This window comes from Sphingobium cloacae (assembly GCF_002355855.1).
Classification (GTDB): domain Bacteria; phylum Pseudomonadota; class Alphaproteobacteria; order Sphingomonadales; family Sphingomonadaceae; genus Sphingobium; species Sphingobium cloacae.
In genome coordinates, this window is sequence record NZ_AP017655.1 from 2,715,140 (window position 1) to 2,731,896 (window position 16,757).

At 62.9% G+C, this 16,757-nt stretch carries 13 protein-coding genes and 1 tRNA gene; 8 read left to right on the forward strand and 6 right to left on the reverse strand.

What is annotated here, in order from left to right:
* Positions 1-93: 93 nt before the first annotated feature.
* Positions 94-1,425 carry a dicarboxylate/amino acid:cation symporter gene (locus SCLO_RS13470; RefSeq protein ID WP_066518771.1) on the reverse strand — a complete coding sequence of 444 codons (1,332 nt, stop codon included), beginning with the start codon at positions 1,423-1,425 and terminating at the stop codon, positions 94-96.
* A gap of 216 nt (positions 1,426-1,641) precedes the next feature.
* On the opposite strand from SCLO_RS13470, the gene SCLO_RS13475 reads away from it, so the two are divergent.
* Positions 1,642-4,296 (forward strand): M1 family metallopeptidase, encoded by a 2,655-nt coding sequence (locus tag SCLO_RS13475; RefSeq protein ID WP_066518770.1) that lies wholly within the window; start codon positions 1,642-1,644, stop codon positions 4,294-4,296.
* A 121-nt stretch (positions 4,297-4,417) separates the two neighbouring features.
* Here SCLO_RS13475 and SCLO_RS13480 read toward each other — a convergent pair whose 3' ends face one another.
* The 5 genes from SCLO_RS13480 to hspQ all read right to left on the reverse strand — a co-directional run bounded on the left by SCLO_RS13480 (position 4,418) and on the right by hspQ (position 11,536).
* Positions 4,418-5,488, reverse strand: a complete 1,071-nt coding sequence (locus tag SCLO_RS13480) for a phytase (protein WP_066518769.1) — start codon at positions 5,486-5,488, stop codon at positions 4,418-4,420.
* A complete protein-coding gene (locus tag SCLO_RS13485; RefSeq protein WP_066518762.1) occupies positions 5,488-8,259 on the reverse strand; it encodes a TonB-dependent receptor in 2,772 nt (923 codons plus the stop codon). Before SCLO_RS13485 ends, SCLO_RS13480 begins: the two co-directional genes overlap by 1 nt.
* A gap of 96 nt (positions 8,260-8,355) precedes the next feature.
* On the reverse strand, positions 8,356-10,329 hold the full coding sequence (locus tag SCLO_RS13490; protein ID WP_066518841.1) for an OPT family oligopeptide transporter: 1,974 nt from the start codon (positions 10,327-10,329) through the stop codon (positions 8,356-8,358).
* Between the two features lie 90 nt (positions 10,330-10,419).
* Entirely contained in the window at positions 10,420-11,208 is a 789-nt protein-coding gene (locus tag SCLO_RS13495) for a GDSL-type esterase/lipase family protein (protein ID WP_066518760.1), read from the reverse strand.
* Positions 11,165-11,536 carry a heat shock protein HspQ gene (gene hspQ, locus SCLO_RS13500; protein WP_066518758.1) on the reverse strand — a complete coding sequence of 124 codons (372 nt, stop codon included), beginning with the start codon at positions 11,534-11,536 and terminating at the stop codon, positions 11,165-11,167. Before hspQ ends, SCLO_RS13495 begins: the two co-directional genes overlap by 44 nt.
* A gap of 150 nt (positions 11,537-11,686) precedes the next feature.
* On the opposite strand from hspQ, the gene SCLO_RS13505 reads away from it, so the two are divergent.
* The 7 genes from SCLO_RS13505 (at position 11,687) to SCLO_RS23395 (ending at position 16,757) form a co-directional block, all read left to right on the forward strand.
* Positions 11,687-11,776: transfer RNA gene (locus SCLO_RS13505), tRNA-Ser, on the forward strand.
* 148 nt (positions 11,777-11,924) lie between these two features.
* The gene (locus SCLO_RS13510) at positions 11,925-13,256 is read left to right on the forward strand and encodes a tyrosine-type recombinase/integrase (protein ID WP_066518756.1); all 1,332 of its coding nucleotides are present in this window, start codon (positions 11,925-11,927) and stop codon (positions 13,254-13,256) included.
* On the forward strand, positions 13,256-13,678 hold the full coding sequence (locus SCLO_RS13515; RefSeq protein WP_096362142.1) for a hypothetical protein: 423 nt from the start codon (positions 13,256-13,258) through the stop codon (positions 13,676-13,678). The genes SCLO_RS13510 and SCLO_RS13515 overlap by 1 nt, the downstream gene beginning before the upstream one ends.
* Positions 13,679-13,758: 80 nt before the next feature.
* Entirely contained in the window at positions 13,759-13,995 is a 237-nt protein-coding gene (locus SCLO_RS13520) for a helix-turn-helix transcriptional regulator (protein ID WP_197705102.1), read from the forward strand.
* 11 nt (positions 13,996-14,006) lie between these two features.
* Positions 14,007-15,482 (forward strand): DUF3987 domain-containing protein, encoded by a 1,476-nt coding sequence (locus tag SCLO_RS13525; RefSeq protein WP_123905512.1) that lies wholly within the window; start codon positions 14,007-14,009, stop codon positions 15,480-15,482.
* 348 nt (positions 15,483-15,830) lie between these two features.
* Positions 15,831-16,457, forward strand: a complete 627-nt coding sequence (locus SCLO_RS13530; protein WP_096362144.1) for a hypothetical protein — start codon at positions 15,831-15,833, stop codon at positions 16,455-16,457.
* A 141-nt stretch (positions 16,458-16,598) separates the two neighbouring features.
* On the forward strand, positions 16,599-16,757 hold the full coding sequence (locus tag SCLO_RS23395; RefSeq protein WP_169800566.1) for a hypothetical protein: 159 nt from the start codon (positions 16,599-16,601) through the stop codon (positions 16,755-16,757).

Genomic DNA, 16,757 nt, shown 5'->3' on the forward strand with positions numbered 1-16,757 from the left:
ATCCTACGGCCGCGCCTTTCGCCAACCGCGTTCAGTTGACGACTTCCTTCATGGTTTCACCCGCCGCACGGACCCGTGGAGGAGGGAAGGCCGCTAACCCCGCCTTTCCTCCTCCACCATATCCTCGGCCAGTTCGAGGCCCGCGCGGCCATGGGATGGGGTGTGGGAGGGCGCCTTGTGGGGCGGCACATATTCGGGCTCCTCGACCTCCAGCATCCCTTCCCATTTGGTGACGACCGACGTGGCGATGGCGTTGCCCAGCACGTTGGTGGCGGTGCGGCCCATGTCCATGAAATGATCGACCGCCAGGATGAAGGCGATCCCCTCGACCGGCAGGTTGAACTGGCCCAGCGTCGCGGCGATCACCACCAGCGAGGCGCGCGGCACGGCGGCGATGCCCTTGCTCGTCACCATCAGCACCAGCAATATGGTGATCTGCGTCATGATCGGCAGGTCGATATTATAGGCCTGCGCGATGAAGATCGTCGCGAAGGACGCATACATCATCGACCCGTCGAGGTTGAAGCTGTAGCCCAGCGGCAGCACGAAGCTGTAGATGCGGCGCGGCACGCCGAAGCGGTCGAGCTGCTCCAGCATCTTCGGGTATGCCGCTTCGGACGAGGCGGTGGAAAAGGCGATCAGCACCGGCTCGCGCACATAGCGCAGCAGCGTCAGGATGCGCCGTCCCAGGAAGATCGCGCCCGCCCCGCACAGCAGCAGCCACAGGATGAACAGCGACAGGTAGAATTCGCCCACCAGTTCCCCGAAGGTCTTGAGCACGCCCAGCCCCTCGGTCGTGATCGCGGAGGCGAGCGCGCCGAACACCGCCAGCGGCGCGACCCGCATCACATAGCCCGTCACCTGCAACATCAGTTCGACCAGCGCTTCGATCACGGTGACGATCGGCTTGCCCTTCTCCCCGATGGCGGTCAGCGCCACGCCCACGAACAGGGAGAAGACGACGATCTGGAGGATCGAATTGTCCGCCATCGCCCCCACCATGGAGGTGGGAAAGACATGCAGCACGAAGTCGCGGAAATTGAGCGCCTCGGCATTGACGCCTGAATCCGCGCCTGACCGGACGAGGTTCAACCCTTCGCCCGGCGCGAAGAAATTGACGAGGACGAGGCCCAGCCCCAGCGAAATGAGGCTGGCGATGATGAACCAGCCTAGCGCCCTGCCGCCGATCCGCCCCAGCGCCGCGCTGTCCCCCATATGGGCGATGCCCGCGACCAGCGTGGAAAAGACCAGCGGCGCGATGATCATCTTGATGAGGTGGAGGAAGATGTCGGCCAGCAGATGGAAATAGCCCGCCACCTCCTTGGCCAGCGCCTTGTCGCCGCCCACCCACAAATTGGCGAGGAACCCCGTGACGACGCCCAGCACCATGCCGAGCAGAATGAAGGCCGTCAGTCGATTGCGCATGCATGTCCCTTGTCTGCGGGCGGACGGGCATGGTCCGCTGTCCTGCGAGGGAAAGACACCTAACAGCCGCAGCACAAGGCTGCAATTGCACGACGATTTCCCGTCCGCGACCGGGCGAGTGCCTTGACCGGCGAAGCGAAAGGGCCGATGCCCCAATCATCAAGGCGGATGGCCGTCCCGGCCTCGCCGTTCAAGACGTGTCGGAGTCTGAACCCCATGCCCTTTTCGAAGATAGTGCCCCTGTTGCTGGCGGCCGCGCCGCTGGCCCTCGCCGCCCCCGCCTTCGCGCAGGCCAATCCCGCGCCCGCCGGCCCCGCCGCCAACGTGACGACGCAATTGCCGCGCGGAGCCGCGCCCGGCCATTACGCGATCACCGTCACGCCGGACGCGAAAAACCTCACATTCACCGGCAAGGCGCGGATCGACGTCACCGTGTCGCAGGCCATGCCCGCGCTGGTGCTGAACGCGGCGGACCTGAATTTCGGCGCGGTCACGCTGACCCCGGCCAAAGGCAAGCCGGTGAAGGGAACCGCCAAGGTCGATGCCGCCGCCCAGACAGTGACGTTCGACTTCGGCAAACCTGTCGCGCCGGGCAGCTACATGCTCGACATCGCTTATGACGGCGTGATCGCCACGCAGGCGAACGGGCTTTTCGCGCTCGATTACACGGACAATGCCGGGCAGGCGAAGCGCGCGCTCTTCACCCAGTTCGAGGCGCCCGATGCCCGCCGCTTCGTGCCGAGCTGGGACGAGCCGAGCTACAAGGCGACCTTCGACCTGACGGCCATCATCCCCACGGGCGAGATGGCGGTCGGCAACATGCCGGTGAAGGACAGCAAGGATCTGGGCAACGGCAAGACTCAGGTGACCTTCGGCACCACGCCGAAAATGTCCTCCTATCTGCTGTTCTTCGGCCTGGGCGAACTGGACCGCGCCACCAAGATGGCCGGAGCCACCGAGGTCGGCGTCATCACCGGCAAGGGCAATACGGGGAAAGCACAACTGGCGCTGGATGCCTCCGCCGCGATCCTGCCCTGGTACAACGATTATTTCGGCGTCCCCTATCCGCTGCCCAAGCTCGACAATGTGGCCGGGCCGGGCCAGAGCCAGTTCTTCTCCGCCATGGAGAATTGGGGCGCGATCTTCACTTTCGAGCGCGCCCTGCTGGTCGATCCGCGTTTCACCACCGAAGCGCAGAAGCGCCGCATCTACGAAACCGTGGCGCATGAAATGGCGCATCAATGGTTCGGCGATCTGGTGACGATGGCCTGGTGGGACGACCTCTGGCTGAACGAGGGTTTCGCAAGCTGGATGGCGACCAAGGTCACGGACAAGCTGCAACCCGAATGGGAGATGCTGCTCAATCGCGTCGATGGACGGGAGCGGGCCATGGGCCTCGACGCGCTGGCGACCACGCATCCGGTGGTGCAGAAGATCGCGACGGTCGAACAGGTCAACCAAGCCTTCGACGCCATCACCTATGAAAAGGGCGAGGCGGTCATCACCATGCTGGAAGGCTATGCCGGCGAGGATGTGTGGCGCGAGGGCATCCGCGCCTATATGAAGGCCCATGCCTATGGCAACACCGTGACCGACGATCTGTGGAAGGCGGTCGAAGGCGCGGGGGCCAGGGGCCTCGTCTCCATCGCGCATGATTTCACCAGCCAGCCGGGCATCCCCCTCGTCACCGTGGAACGCGCCCAATGCAAGGGCGGCAACACGGTCCTGTCGCTGGCCCAGAGCGAGTTCAGCCGCGACCGGAAGGACAAGACGCCGCTCCGCTGGAACGTGCCCGTCATGGCGCAGACGCTGGGCGGCGCGGCGCGGCGCATGATCCTGAGCGGCAAGGGAGAGATCACCCTGCCGGGCTGCGGCGCCTACGTCGTCAATGCGGGGCAGTCGGGCTATTATCGCGCGCTCACCCCGGCCGCCAATGTGAAGGCGCTGGCGAAGGATTTCACGAAGCTCGCCAGCATCGATCAGGTCGGCCTGCTGGCGGACAACTGGCAGCTTGGCCTGGGCGGCTATCAGCCCATCGGGCTGGCGCTGGACCTGGTGGACGCCGTGCCCGCCACCGCCAGCCCCGCCGTGCTGGCGCAGGTGCCCGACTATCTGGAGGGCGCGCATGACATGCTGGAGGGCGACGCTGCCGGGCAGGCGAAGGTCGCCTCTTATGCCTCGACGAAGCTGACGCCGGTCCTCGCTTCCATCGGCTATGATCCGAAACCGGGCGAGGGGCCGCAGGTGCCGGTGCTGCGCTCCAGCCTCGTCTCGACGCTGGGCGCGCTGGGCGACAAGGCGGTGGTGGCGGAGGCCAATCGCCGCTTCGCCGCGCTGGAGACGAACCCGGCCGCGCTGGACGGGCCGCTCCGCAATGTCTGGCTGGGCATCATCGCCAAGAATGCCGATCAGGCGCGGTGGGACCGGCTGCGCGCCATGGCCAACGGTGCGAAGACCGATCTCGACAAGAGCCAGTTGTTCGCGCTGCTCGGCGGCGCGAAGGACGAGAAGCTGGCGGGGCAGGCGCTTGGCCTTGCCCTCACCGACGAACCGGGCAAGACCACCAGCGCCGCGATCATCGCGCAGGTGGGTGCCGAGCATCCGATGCTGGCGGTCGACTATGTGCTGGCCCATCGCCAGCAATATGAGGCGCTGATCGACGTGTCCGCCCGTTCGCAGGCGCTGGCGCGGCTGGGCGGCGGATCGGCGGACCCGGCGATGGCCGCAAAGCTGGACGATTATGCGAGCCGCTATCTGACGCCGGAATCGCGCAAGGTGGTGGACCGCGCCATCGCGGGCATCAAGACGCGGATCGAAACCCGCGCAAGGCTTAAGCCCGACCTGCAAGGCTGGTTCGCGGGGAAGAAATAAGGCTTGGCGACCGTAGCTGGGCGAGGGGGCGTTGCGCGTCCCCCTCACCCCACTCCGCCTGACCTCCCTTTGTGAGGCAAGGCTTCATATCCTCCTCCCCAGCCGGAAGAAGGGGACCGCCCTACTCCGCCAGCCCCAGCGCCCTGGCGATGTCATCCCATGCCACCAGCTTGAAATTCTGGGCGGCCGCCGCGTTATGGCCGTCCTGCGCGATGAAGAGGCCCCCCGGATAATCGGGACCGAAATCGCCCAGCATCAGGTCGATGCCGTCGGTTTCCTCCGCCCCGCCGATGGCGCCGTCGACGATGCGGAAGCGCCCGGCATAGCTGTCGTCCCCGATCCGGTAAGCGACATAGGCATTGTCGCCCTGACTGGAGACGATGACATAGCCGTCCTTCTCCCCGATGGGTGCGATGGCGACGCCTTCCGCGTCGGCGACCAGATTCTTCCCGTCCGCATCGGCGATCTTCACCGGCTCGGTCGATCCGCCCGCGCGCGCGTCGAAGCGCCAGAGGCCGACATCCTCCTCCGCGACATAGAGGGTGCCCGTGCGGTCATCGACCGCGCAGCCTTCCGACTGGGTGCCCAGCTTCAGGCTGCGCACGATCCTGCCGGCGGGCGTCGCGGCGGAGGTGTCGAGCGCGACCTGATGGATCGTCCCGTCCTTGAGCACGATGAAGGCGTGGATCGCGTCCTCTTGGCGCGACAGGCAAAGGCCATAGGCTTCGCCCTCGCCCGCGTCGATCTTGCCCAGCGCGGTCAGCTTTGCGTTGGCGGGATCGAGCCGGAACAGGGCGAGCTTCGCATGGGCGCGGTCGTTGCGATCGCTCGCGACGACAAGGATGCCTTCGTTGCCGCCGATCGCCACATGATCGCGCAGGTCGACATTGTTCACTTGCCCCGCGTCGAGGAAATCGCGGGTCTTGCCGTCCAGGCCATAGACATAGAGCCCGGCCTTCTTGTCGGTGCCCACGATCAGGCTTTGCGCCGGGTCGGCGGCGTTGCGCCAGATCGCCGGATCGTCCGCCGCGTCGGCATTGGCGGTGCCGACAGGCGTGGTTTCCCCCCGCGCCGTCACGGAAACGGCGGGGGTGGCGTTGGCGATGCGAACCGCGACGGGCACTTCCTTTTCGCCGCCCGCGCAGGCGGCGAGGGCGAGGAAGGGCAGGGTGGAGAGGAGGATCTTCTTCATCAGAAGTTCGCCGACACGCCGAATTTGATGGTCCAGCTATAATCTTCATATTGCAGCAAGCGGCGTCCTCCTCCGAAATTCTGATAGGCGAAATAGGGCGCGTTGGTGACGTTCACCCAATCGGCGAAGATGCGCACGCCCGGCATGATCCGATATTTGGCGCTGAGGTCGAACTGGAAATGATCGTCGACATAGCGGTCCTCTTCCGGCGCATCGCCCACCTTATCCAGATATTTGTCGCGATAGGTGCCCGCCGCGCGCAGCGAGAGCGGACCCTTTTCATAACCCAGCACGACGTTCAGCGTGTTCTTCGATGAGGAGGTGAGCGGAATGCTGCGCGGATCGGCGATGTCGCCGTCGGTCAGCACCGTGCCCTTGGCGTCGGTATAGGTATAGTTGACCTGCGCCAGCAGGCCGTCGAGCGGCGCGGGCAGGAAGTCGAAGACCTGGCTGTAGCTGAGTTCGATCCCCTTGATCTTGCCGGTCGCGCCGTTGACGGGGATCTTCGCCTCATCCAGCAGCTGGCTGCCATATTGATAGTCCTCGATCACCTGGACGTAGGTGAAATTCTTCACTTCCTTCCAGAAGAAGCCCGCCGACACCGCCGCATTGCGCCCGAAATAATATTCCGCCGACAGGTCGACATTCCATGCCCGATAGGGTTTGAGGTCCGGATTGCCGAATTCGCCTTCATTGTCCTCGATCACGACTTTGGGAGCCAATTGCGACAGCTTGGGCCGCACGAGGCTCTTATAGCCGCCCGCGCGCAGGACCAGATTGGACACCGGCTCGTACCGGACCGTCAGGCTGGGCAGCCAGTCGGTATAGCTGCGCTTGAAGTTGAGCACTGTCAGCGTTTCCGCGTCGAGGTCGAGCAGATTGCCGGTGATGTCGTTCTTCGTATGCTCCATGCGGACGCCGCCGATCACGCGCAGGGCGCTACTGTCCCAGCGACCGAGCAGATAGGCGGCCTGGATATCCTCGTCGACGCTATAGTCGGATTCGTTCGAATCCTGCCATGTGTCACCATCGGCCAGTTCGAAGCCCGCCAGATTGTCCCGGAAGAACCGGCGGAACGATTTCTTCGCCGGCACGGGATCGATGGAGGCGAGGTCATAATCCTGCCTGCCCAGCACGTCGGCCAGCGTCAGGTCGCCGTCGAAGCCCTTATAGACGTCGATACTGGCGTTATAGGATTTGGTGCGCCAGCGCGCCTTGCCGCCCGCCTGCACGGTGAATTCGCCGCCATCCATCGCGAACTTGCGCGACATGTCGGCCTTGACCGCCCACTCCTCGTCCTGCGCGTCGCTGAGCGTCGTGCGTTCCACCTTGTCGAACGCATATTCGGCCGGGTCCAGGAAGGCGGCCTCGCCCGCGGTGATCGCATAGGCCGTCTTCTTGCGGTTGCCATAGTCGAAGGTCACGCCGAAATCGTCGCCGTCATCGAACTTGCGCTCAAAGGCCACGGGGTCGATGGAGCCGTTCTCGCGCTCCGACGATTTCGACCAGCTCCCCATATAGGTGAAGGTCCACGGCCCCGTATTGGTTTCGCCGCCCAGGCTGATAGAGCGGATGCGCTGGCGTTCGAAACGGTCCTTGAGGTCGCGGGTGACGGTGATCTCGCCATCCTCGGAGTTGAATCCGGCGGTGGTGGCGCTGCCGACGGAGGGTGCTTCGTCCATCTCGAAGGTCAGGCGGCGGCGATATTCCTGATCGTCGAACTGGCTGTAGAGGCCGCGCACATAGAGCTTGGTCGAGGGGCTGGGCTGCCAGTCCAGCGCCAGCGACGCGCCGATGCGCTCGCGGGTCACGTCATAGTCGCGATATTCCATGGTGTCGGCGTAGACGATGCCGTCTTCCTCGTCCCAGCCGTCCATTTCATCATTATTGGTCGCGAAGCGGCGCTTGTAATAGCTCGCGCCGCCGGAAATGCCGAAATTGTCGGTCAGCTTCTGCGAAAAGTCGAACGATCCCTTGGGCGTCACGCTGTCGGTGAGGTCGTTATAGCTGCCCTCCGCCTTGACCGAGAACAGGTTCTTCCTGCGGTCGAAGGCGCTGGTGGTGTTGATCTCGATGGACGCGCCGATGGTGTCGCCGTCCATGTCGGGGGTCAGCGATTTCTTGACTTCGATGGACTCGATCAGTTCCGAAGGGATCACGTCCAGCGCGACCGAACGCACGTCGCTTTCCGGCGCGGGCAGGCGGACGCCGTTGACCGACGCGGCGTTGAGTTCGGGATCGAGGCCGCGCACCGAAACGAAGCGGCCTTCGCCCTGATCGTTCAGGATGTTGACGCCCGGCAGGCGGCGCAACGATTCGGCGACATTCTGGTCGGGGAACTGGCCCACCGCGTCGCGGGTCAGGACGCTTTCCACGCCGTCCGCGGCGCGCTGGCGGGAGAGGGCGGAAGCCTGGTTGGCGACCTGCCCGACGACGATGATCGACGAATCGATGTCCGAACCGATGCGGATTTCCGCGTCCACGTCGCCGCTGGCAGGAACGATGACGGTGGTGCGGACCGGATCGGCGCCGACATAGCGGGCTTCGATGGTGTAGGTGCCGGGCGCGACATCGGGAAAGCGATAGGAGCCGTCGCGGCCTGCTTCGGCGATGCGGTTCAGTTCCACGATGCGAAGCTGGGTGGATTGCAGGGAGCGTGTGCCGGTGCCGTCCGAAACGGTGCCGGTGATGGTGCCCGCCAGAGCGGCGGCGGGCATGGCGAGGCCAAGGACGATGGCGGCGCGGCTCGCGCTGCGAAGCAGATAGATCATGAGTGGGTTCCCCTTGTTGTCGGGGCGCCCTCTGGCCGCTTCACCTTACGCCGTCATGGCAATCCGATTACGGATTCGTGACAGGCGGCGGTGATTTCATGACGGCTGGAGCGGTTTGCCCGCCCAGCCGCGCAGCCGCGCGTAAAGCCCGCCGACCACCAGCGCGAAGATCAGGATGGTGAGCGGCATGGCCCAGCCATTCTCCTCGACCAGCGCCAGCGGCGCGTCGCTGTTGGTCGCCGCGACGATCCCCGCGAAGGCCACGCCGAACAGGCTCTCCCCGACAATGAAGCCCGTCGCCATCAGCACGCCCATGCGCTCCGCGAAATCGGGATTGGCCTGCCGCTCCGCCCAGCGATTGTAGAAATGGCCGATGAGCGCCCCGACCGGGATCAGCAGCGTCAGCGACATGGGCAGGTAAATGCCCATGCCGACGGCGAGCGGCGGCAGGCGCAGCTTGCCCGCCCTGCCCAGCCCTTCGTCGATCGCCACCACGACCGCGCCGATCAGCGCGCCGAAACCGATCAGCCCCCAGTCGAGGTCGCCGCCCAGCACGCCCTGCGCCAGCGCGGAGATCAGCGCCGCCTGCGGCGCGGGCAGCGCGTTCGGCCCCGCGCCCGGCGCGCCCGCGAAGCCGAAGGCGCTGTTCAGCAGGTCGAGGATCGGCGGAATGACGATGGCCCCGAAGATCACGCCCAGCACCAGCGCCACCTGCTGTTTCCACGGCGTCGCGCCGACGAGCTGGCCGGTCTTCAAATCCTGGAGATTGTCGTTGGAGATGGTGGCGATGCCGAACACGATGGCGGTCACGAACAGCGCATAGGCGATCAGCGCCTGCGTCTGCGACTTGTCCCCGCCCGAACCGTAGATCGCCGCGAGGATCAGCGAAGCGCCCAGCACCGCCAGGATGCCGACGCCCGAAATCGGGCTGTTCGACGCGCCGATCAGCCCCGCCATATAGCCGCAGACCGACGCGATGACGATGCCCGCGACCAGCACATAGGCCAGCGTCAGGCCGATGACCGGCACCGCATGGGCCGCGATCGGCCCGCCCTGTGCGAAGATCCACAGCAGCAGTCCGATGGGGATCAGCGCGGCGGCGATGGTGCCGCCGACGATGCCGATGGGCAGGTCGCGCTCGGTCAGGTCCAGCAGACCCGCATTGCCTTCCCTCCGCATCCGGTTGGCGGCCATGGCGGAACGGATGCCGCTGATGATCGGCCCCAATATCTTGAGCAGGGTCCAGATCGCGGCGATGCCGATGGTGCCCGCGCCGATGAAGCGGGCCTTCATGCGGAACGTCGTGCCCACCACCTCCGCCATATCCGCGCCCGCGGGCAGCGGCGCCGTCAACCAGGGCACGATCCCCAGCCAGCTTATCAGCAGTCCGACGAACATGGCGACGCCCACCGACAGGCCGACCAGATGCCCGACGCCGATCAGCGCCATCGAAAAGCTGGTCGAAACGGAAGTCGCCCCCGCGCCCAGCTTGAAGAATGTCGCCGCTTCCTCCGCGATCAGGCGGGTCTTGGCGATGATGGAGAAACCCGCCGCCGCCAGCGCGCTCATGACGATGGCGGCCAGGCCCCGCCTGTTCTCCTCCAGCCCTTCGCGCGATCCCGCGCCGACCTTCAGCACTTCGGCGGCGGCGACGCCTTCGGGATAGGGCAGGTCCGATCCGGTCACCAGCGCGCGGCGCAGCGGCACGGAATACATGACGCCCAATATGCCGCCCAGCGCGATGGTGCAGGCCGACAGCCAATAGGGGAAGCCCTGCCACCAGCCGATGATGACGAGGCCCGGCAGCACGAAGATGATCGCCGACAGCGTACCCGCCGCCGACGCAATCGTCTGGACGATGTTGTTTTCCAGGATCGTGCCGGTCGCGAACAGCCGCAGCACCGCCATGGAGATGACCGCCGCCGGGATCGACGTTGCGAAGGTGAGGCCGATCTTCAGCCCCAGATAAACATTGGCGGCGGTGAAGAGCAGGGTGATAAGCGCGCCCAGGATGACGCCGCGGATCGTCAACTCCGCCATGGGCACGGCCTTGGCCGGATCGCTGGTCACCTGATGCTCCCCCACAATGATAATATCCTTAGTCGATCCCGTAATAATATTACTTTCCCATGGATCAACAGGAAAGTGGCGGGTCCGATGTCAGGATGCGCTCGTCCCCTGGCGGCTGTCGGCCATTTGCGCCCGGTCGAGATAGGCGTCGACCATATCGGTCCAGCGGTCGTATCCACGCCCGTTCATGTGCAGTCCGTCCTGCCGGAACAGGGACGCGTCGGGCAGGCCGTCGGAGGCGAGCAGCGTCTTGCTGACGTCGATATAGTCGAAGCCCATCACCCGCGACCGCGCCGCGACGGTCATGTTGACGGCGGCCATCTTGGGCCAGAGCGTCCAGCGGATCGGACTGGGCTTCAGCGAAAGATAGGCGATATGCGCCTTGGGATAATCGGTTCGCAGCTTTTTGAGCAGCGTCAGCACGTCGCGCGCCACATCCTGCGGGCTGGCGCCTGCCGCCAGATCGTTCTCGCCGACATAGACGATCACGGAGCGCGGCTTGGAACGGGGCAGCAGGCGGGGATAATAATGCAGGACGTCGCGAGTGGTCGCGCCGCCGAAACCGCGATTGACCGTGCCGACATCGGGGAAACTGCCGTGAATGTCCCAAAGGCGGATGCTGGAACTGCCCAGGAACAGGGTCGCGTTCGCGACTTTCGGTCCCTTTTCCTCCGCCTTGGCAAAGGCTTCGATCTCGCGGGAAAAGGGGAAGGTCGGGTCGGCGTTGACGCGGGCATCGGGCTCAGCCGCCTGCGCAAGGGCAAAGGCGGGCAAAGCAAGCGCCAGGGAAACCGCGCCCGGCAACAGCCAGCGCGCGCCCCGCCTTCCTTGCCCTTTAATGCCGGTGGAGCGGGCGCAGCTTGTATTTGCCGTTCGCATAGGGGCCAAACATGTCGGAGATCGCCGGATGGTCGACAGGTTCCTCGCTGTCGTCCGTCACCAGATTCTGCTGACTGACATAAGCGACATAGCTCGCTTCGCCGTTTTCCGCGAGCAGATGGTAAAAGGGTTGCTCCTTGTCCGGCCGCAATTCCACGGGAATGGATTCATACCATTCCTCGCTGTTCGCGAAGACGGGGTCGATATCGAAGACCACGCCGCGAAATCCGAACGCCCGGTGCTTGACCACATCGCCGATGCTGAACCGCGCATGGGCGATGGGCGGAGCGGTAACGCCTGCGCCAAAAATCTGAATCGCGTTTGTCATGCTACCAATTTAGGATGCTATTGCGCGCGTACAAGAAAAATAGCTGCCAAGGCTGCTTGGCAAGCCCGCGATCATTCGCTAATGGCCGCCCCTCGACCCGGCACGACCGGCCCGTTTCCTTCCCGAAACGGCGCTGCGACGGCCTTCTGCGGAGAGGTGGCAGAGTGGTCGAATGCGCCGCACTCGAAATGCGGTTTACGGGCAACCGTAACGTGGGTTCGAATCCCACCCTCTCCGCCAGCTACCCATCTACCATCATCTACAGACCGCTACGAAAGCCCCAGAATACCGGGCTTTTCGTCGTGGTCTGTGTCTCTCAAGGACTCTTGACGGCTACCCAAATCCCTGATTTTATGTTGGCCGGTAAGTTGGCCAAGGATTTGATGATATGCCGAAGCAACTGAAGGCGCTGACGCCGTTGGCGGTGGACAAGCTTAGGTCGGATGGTTCGAAGAACCGTCGCGTCATGGTCGGACCCGCAGATTGCGCCGGATTGCACCTTCGGATTGAAGGCGGCACGAAGTCATGGGCGCTACGCTACAAGCTTGGCGAAAAGCGCCGCGACGTTGGCCTTGGACCCTATAATGGCAAGATCGGGGCGACCGACGAAGAAGCCAATCAACTGCCCGGCATGTCGTTAGACGAAGCCCGCGTTGAAGCCCGCAAGCTTCGTCGCATGGTTCGCGACGGCGTGGACCCCATCGAACAGCGTCGGGTGGACGCACAGCGCCAGCGCGTCGAATTGGTTCGGTCGAAGACGTTCAAGGAATGCGCGATTGAGTATCTGAAATCGCAGGAAGGCGAATGGGCAAACTCCAACGCGAAGCACGTCAAGCAATGGTCGTCCACGCTGGAAACCTACGTCTATCCGCTGATTGGCGAACTGCCGATTGACGCGGTGAACACCGACGACGTTTTGCGCGTGTTGCGGCAGGACGTTGAAACGAAGGAAGGTCCGAAACCCCTGTGGGATGCCAAGAACGAAACGGCCAATCGGGTTCGCGGTCGTATCGAACGCATCTTGGGTTCGGCGGCAGTTCGCCAGCTTCGCAGCGCCGAAAACCCGGCCCGGCTGAAGGGGCACCTTGATAACGTCCTGTCGAAGCGTGGCAAAGTTCGAAAGGTCGAACATCACGCCGCGATGGACTACGCCGACATTGGCGCGTTCATGGTCGAACTTCGTAAGCGGGCTGGCATGGCCGCGCGCGGATTGGAGTTCGCCATATTGACCGCCGCGCGTTCCGGCGAAGTGCGCGGCGCGACATGGGATGAAATCGACCTTGGGAAGCGCCTGTGGACAATCCCCAAGGAACGCATGAAGGCGGACAAGGAACATGTCGTGCCGCTGTCCGACGCCGCTGTGGCGCTGCTAGAGGCGACGCCGCGCCTGAAGGGGTCCAACTACGTCTTCCCGGCCCCAAGGGGCGGTGCCATGTCCGATATGACGCTGGCGGCGGTCCTGAAGCGCATGGGCAAGACCGGGGTGACGGTTCACGGTTTCCGGTCCACCTTCCGCGAATGGGTTGCCGACCGGACGAACTATCCGCGCGAAATCGCCGAACACGCATTGGCGCACCAACTGCCGAACAAGGTCGAAGCGTCGTATCAGCGCCGCACCCAACTGCCGCATCGCATCAAGCTTATGGCTGAATGGGCGACGTATTGTGCAACCGTCGAACAGCGCACGGCGAATGTCGTCGCAATCAAGGGCGCGGCATAATGCCCACAATGCTGCATGGCGGGTTCGACCCTTCGGCGGACGGGCGCAACGACACACCTTGGACGAAGCTTGCGACCATCGCCGAACACTTGGAAGCGGGTGAACCGTTGCCGCCATATCTGGCGCAATGGCTTGGCGCTGCCATCCAATATGCCGACGAAGACACCGACGAACTGTTGCGCCGCCTTGGGTTAGGCAAAGCCGGGCGGGGCAAGCCCGGTCGTTGGACGGCTGAACACGCCTACCGCCTTGGCCAAGCCGTATGCCAGCACGAAGATATGGGCGCATCGCCCGACGCTGCAATCATGGCCGTCTTGGGCGACTACGAAGCACAGAACGATGGCGAAGCGCCGTCGCGTTCGACGCTGCAACGGTGGCGTGATGAATACCGCGCTGCCCATGCGGAAGCCAACCGCCCGTAATTCGCCGGGTTTGCGGGCGGACTGCCCATCAGGCCGGTGCCAATCCTGTGTCGTCTATGGAACGATACAGGAAGCTACCGATGCAAACCCTACTTCGCTTGCCCGACGTGATGGCCGCGACGGCTCTTGCCCGGCCCACGCTCTACCGCGACATGAAGCGCGGTCTATTCCCCCGCCCCGTCAAGCTTGGCCGCGCGTCGGCATGGCCAAGCGATGCCGTCAACGCCGTTATCGCCGCACGTATCGCCGGAAAGTCCGACGACGAAATCCGCGTCCTTGTGGATGACCTTCAGCGCCAGCGCGCCAACGCCGCGTAAGGGGTCGCTTCGTGCAAGACAAAGACGAAGTGCAACCGCCTTCCGGCTTGGTCGGCGAAGTAGCGAAGTTCATATATGAGGCAGCGCACCGCCAAGTTCCCGAAGTCGCAATCGCAGGCGCACTAGCCCTAATCGCTGGAATTGTGGGCAGGGCGTTCAACATCAGCGGAACCGGGCTTAATCACTACATCATGCTGCTGGCACCTACTGGCACCGGCAAAGAGGCTATCAACAGCGGTATTTCGAAGCTGATCGGCGTTCTTACCGACATAACTAGCCCACACTTCGTTTCGAATGCTGACAAGTTCATTGGTCCCGCCGACATGGCTTCGGGCCAAGGCTTGCTTCGGGACTTATCGAGCCGCCAACCGCCTTGTTACGTCGCAATCGTAGGCGAGTTCACGTTGAAGCTGAAACAGTTGGCCAAGCCCAACGCATCATCGGCTGAAATGGCCCTGTTGCGCGTGTTGCTGGATGCTTACAACAAGTCGGGTAGCGGACAGTTCATCGGCGCGACCGTCTATAGCAACACGGCGAACAACACCGGGCGTATCGACATGCCCGCGCTGTCCATCATTGGCGAGGGAACGAACGACACCTTCAACGATGTTGTTGACGAACACATGATTGCGAACGGGTTGTTGGCCCGGTTCAACATCATTGAATATTCCGGCCCGCGCCCACGTCGTAACCGCAACGCACCATTCGCGATGCCGGATGCCCACATGATGACGCGGCTTGCGGCATTGGTGAAAAAGTGCGTGTCGGACAATCTGGCGAACCGGGTCACGGTCGTTGGGATCGAACATGACGCCGAAGCCTTCTTGGATGCGCTGGACGAATACGCCGACGACCAAATTAACGCATCGGGAAGTCCGGTCACGAAGCATCTTTGGAACCGTGCCCACAAGAAAGCCCTGAAGCTTTCGGCGCTGTTGGCGGTCGGTTGCGACCATGACCGGCCCGTCGTCACGTTGGAACACGCCACATGGGCGCGCCAGCAAGTCGAACGCGACATTCGCCGCCTTATTAGCAAGTTCGAAGAAGGCGACGTTGGCAGCGCCGTTGGCGACGCGATGCTTCAACAAACCAAGGTGTTGAAGGCGTTCAACGAATGTCTTGCCAAGCCCTTCGATCAGTTGGGCCAAATCTACGGCGGCACCATCGAAATGCACGCCGCTGGCATTGTCACGCATAAGTATATCTTCAATCGCTGCAACAACCTGAAGATATTCCGCGAAGACCGTCGCACTTCGAAATTCGCGCTTGAAGCCGCCATTCAAGGCTTAATCGACAATGGCGAAATCGTTCGTCGCCCCGGCCATCAAGTTGAACGCGGCTGTGGACGTAGTTTTCTGTCATACACGCGGGCGAAGTATAACCCCGACAACGATATTGAACGCATTAAAGCACAATTGTTCTTCGGCGACGACTTCTCGACGGTGTTTGATAAGAAGGAACAGGTGTTCGATGTGAGGTCGGTATGAAGCCGAAACCCGCAGAAAACCGCCAAATATGAAAATATGACGGGATGAAGGGAAATCGCCATCGACCCCTTTAAAGTTCACTTCAGCGCCAACCCCTTCATACCTTCATATTTTCATATTTATGAACAAAACAATGGATTATCAGTATGTTGATCGAAATTGGGTTTTCATACCAGCTTCATACGCCGTCATATCGTGGACACCGGGACCGCGCGCCGTCGCATCGCCAGCCAGCGGGCATGGCGGACTTATTATCCGCCTTTGAACGGCGATAACACGTAGCTTTTGTCGAAGTTTATTCATCACGGCCAACATACCGTCCAACATAACAGCATTGGAATTGTCGAAATGACCGCCGAAATTGCCCAACTATGGAAACCGCCGTGCGTCGCCAGTTTGGACGAAGGCGTTCGCCTACATCACGGCGACCGCATGGCATGGCTTCACATGCACTACGCCTACGGGCTGTTCTACACGTCCAACGCGCTGCCCATGAAGGCGTCGGTGGACACGCTGAAGTTGGAAACGGCACGTCGCGTCGTCGCCTTGGAACGGGGCCATGCCGAACGGGCGCTAACGGCCAACGGCTTCATCACCCGGTGGACCGACGAACAGTGCGAAGCCATCGCCAGCGAGATGGCCGAAGCGATGCCACGGCATAAGGGCGTCGTCCAAGCGGTCGAACGCACCTTGGCCGAACGTCGCGACGAAGTGTTCGCCGACAAGTCACTTACTCGCGATGACGAACTATTCACCGTATATCAAATTCGTGCGTCGAACGTTCCGATGGAATTTGGCGTATCAATGATGCGTCATGGCATCGAAGTTATCAAAGAAGATGCTATCGTAACAATAGAACGTTCGTTGGACTATTTGTCGGAATTGCGTTCAAATAAGGAATATCGCCGCTTTATTCCGCTACTGCGTGTTCTTACTTCACTTAGGCGGGTCCATGATGTAGTAATCGGCAACTAGATCATTCATTCACGCGGTGTTGGTGGCAGGATTATGTGGGCTTCGGGTTCAGAAAACAGCGGAAAGCCGGGCGCTTCGACGCCGACCCCTCCCCCTGTCCAGCCGAAGCGGTATCGGTGCAAGCTGTCCAGCGTCGCCGACGTGAACCGCGAAATTCAGCGGGTCTATCGCGAATGCCGGTCGGGCTTGGTGGACGTAGGCGACGGGTCGAAGCTGGCGCACATTCTGTCGCTGATCGCACGTATTCACGAAACGTCGGACTTGGAAGCGCGGCTTGCTGCGTTGGAGGCGGGCCGGTGA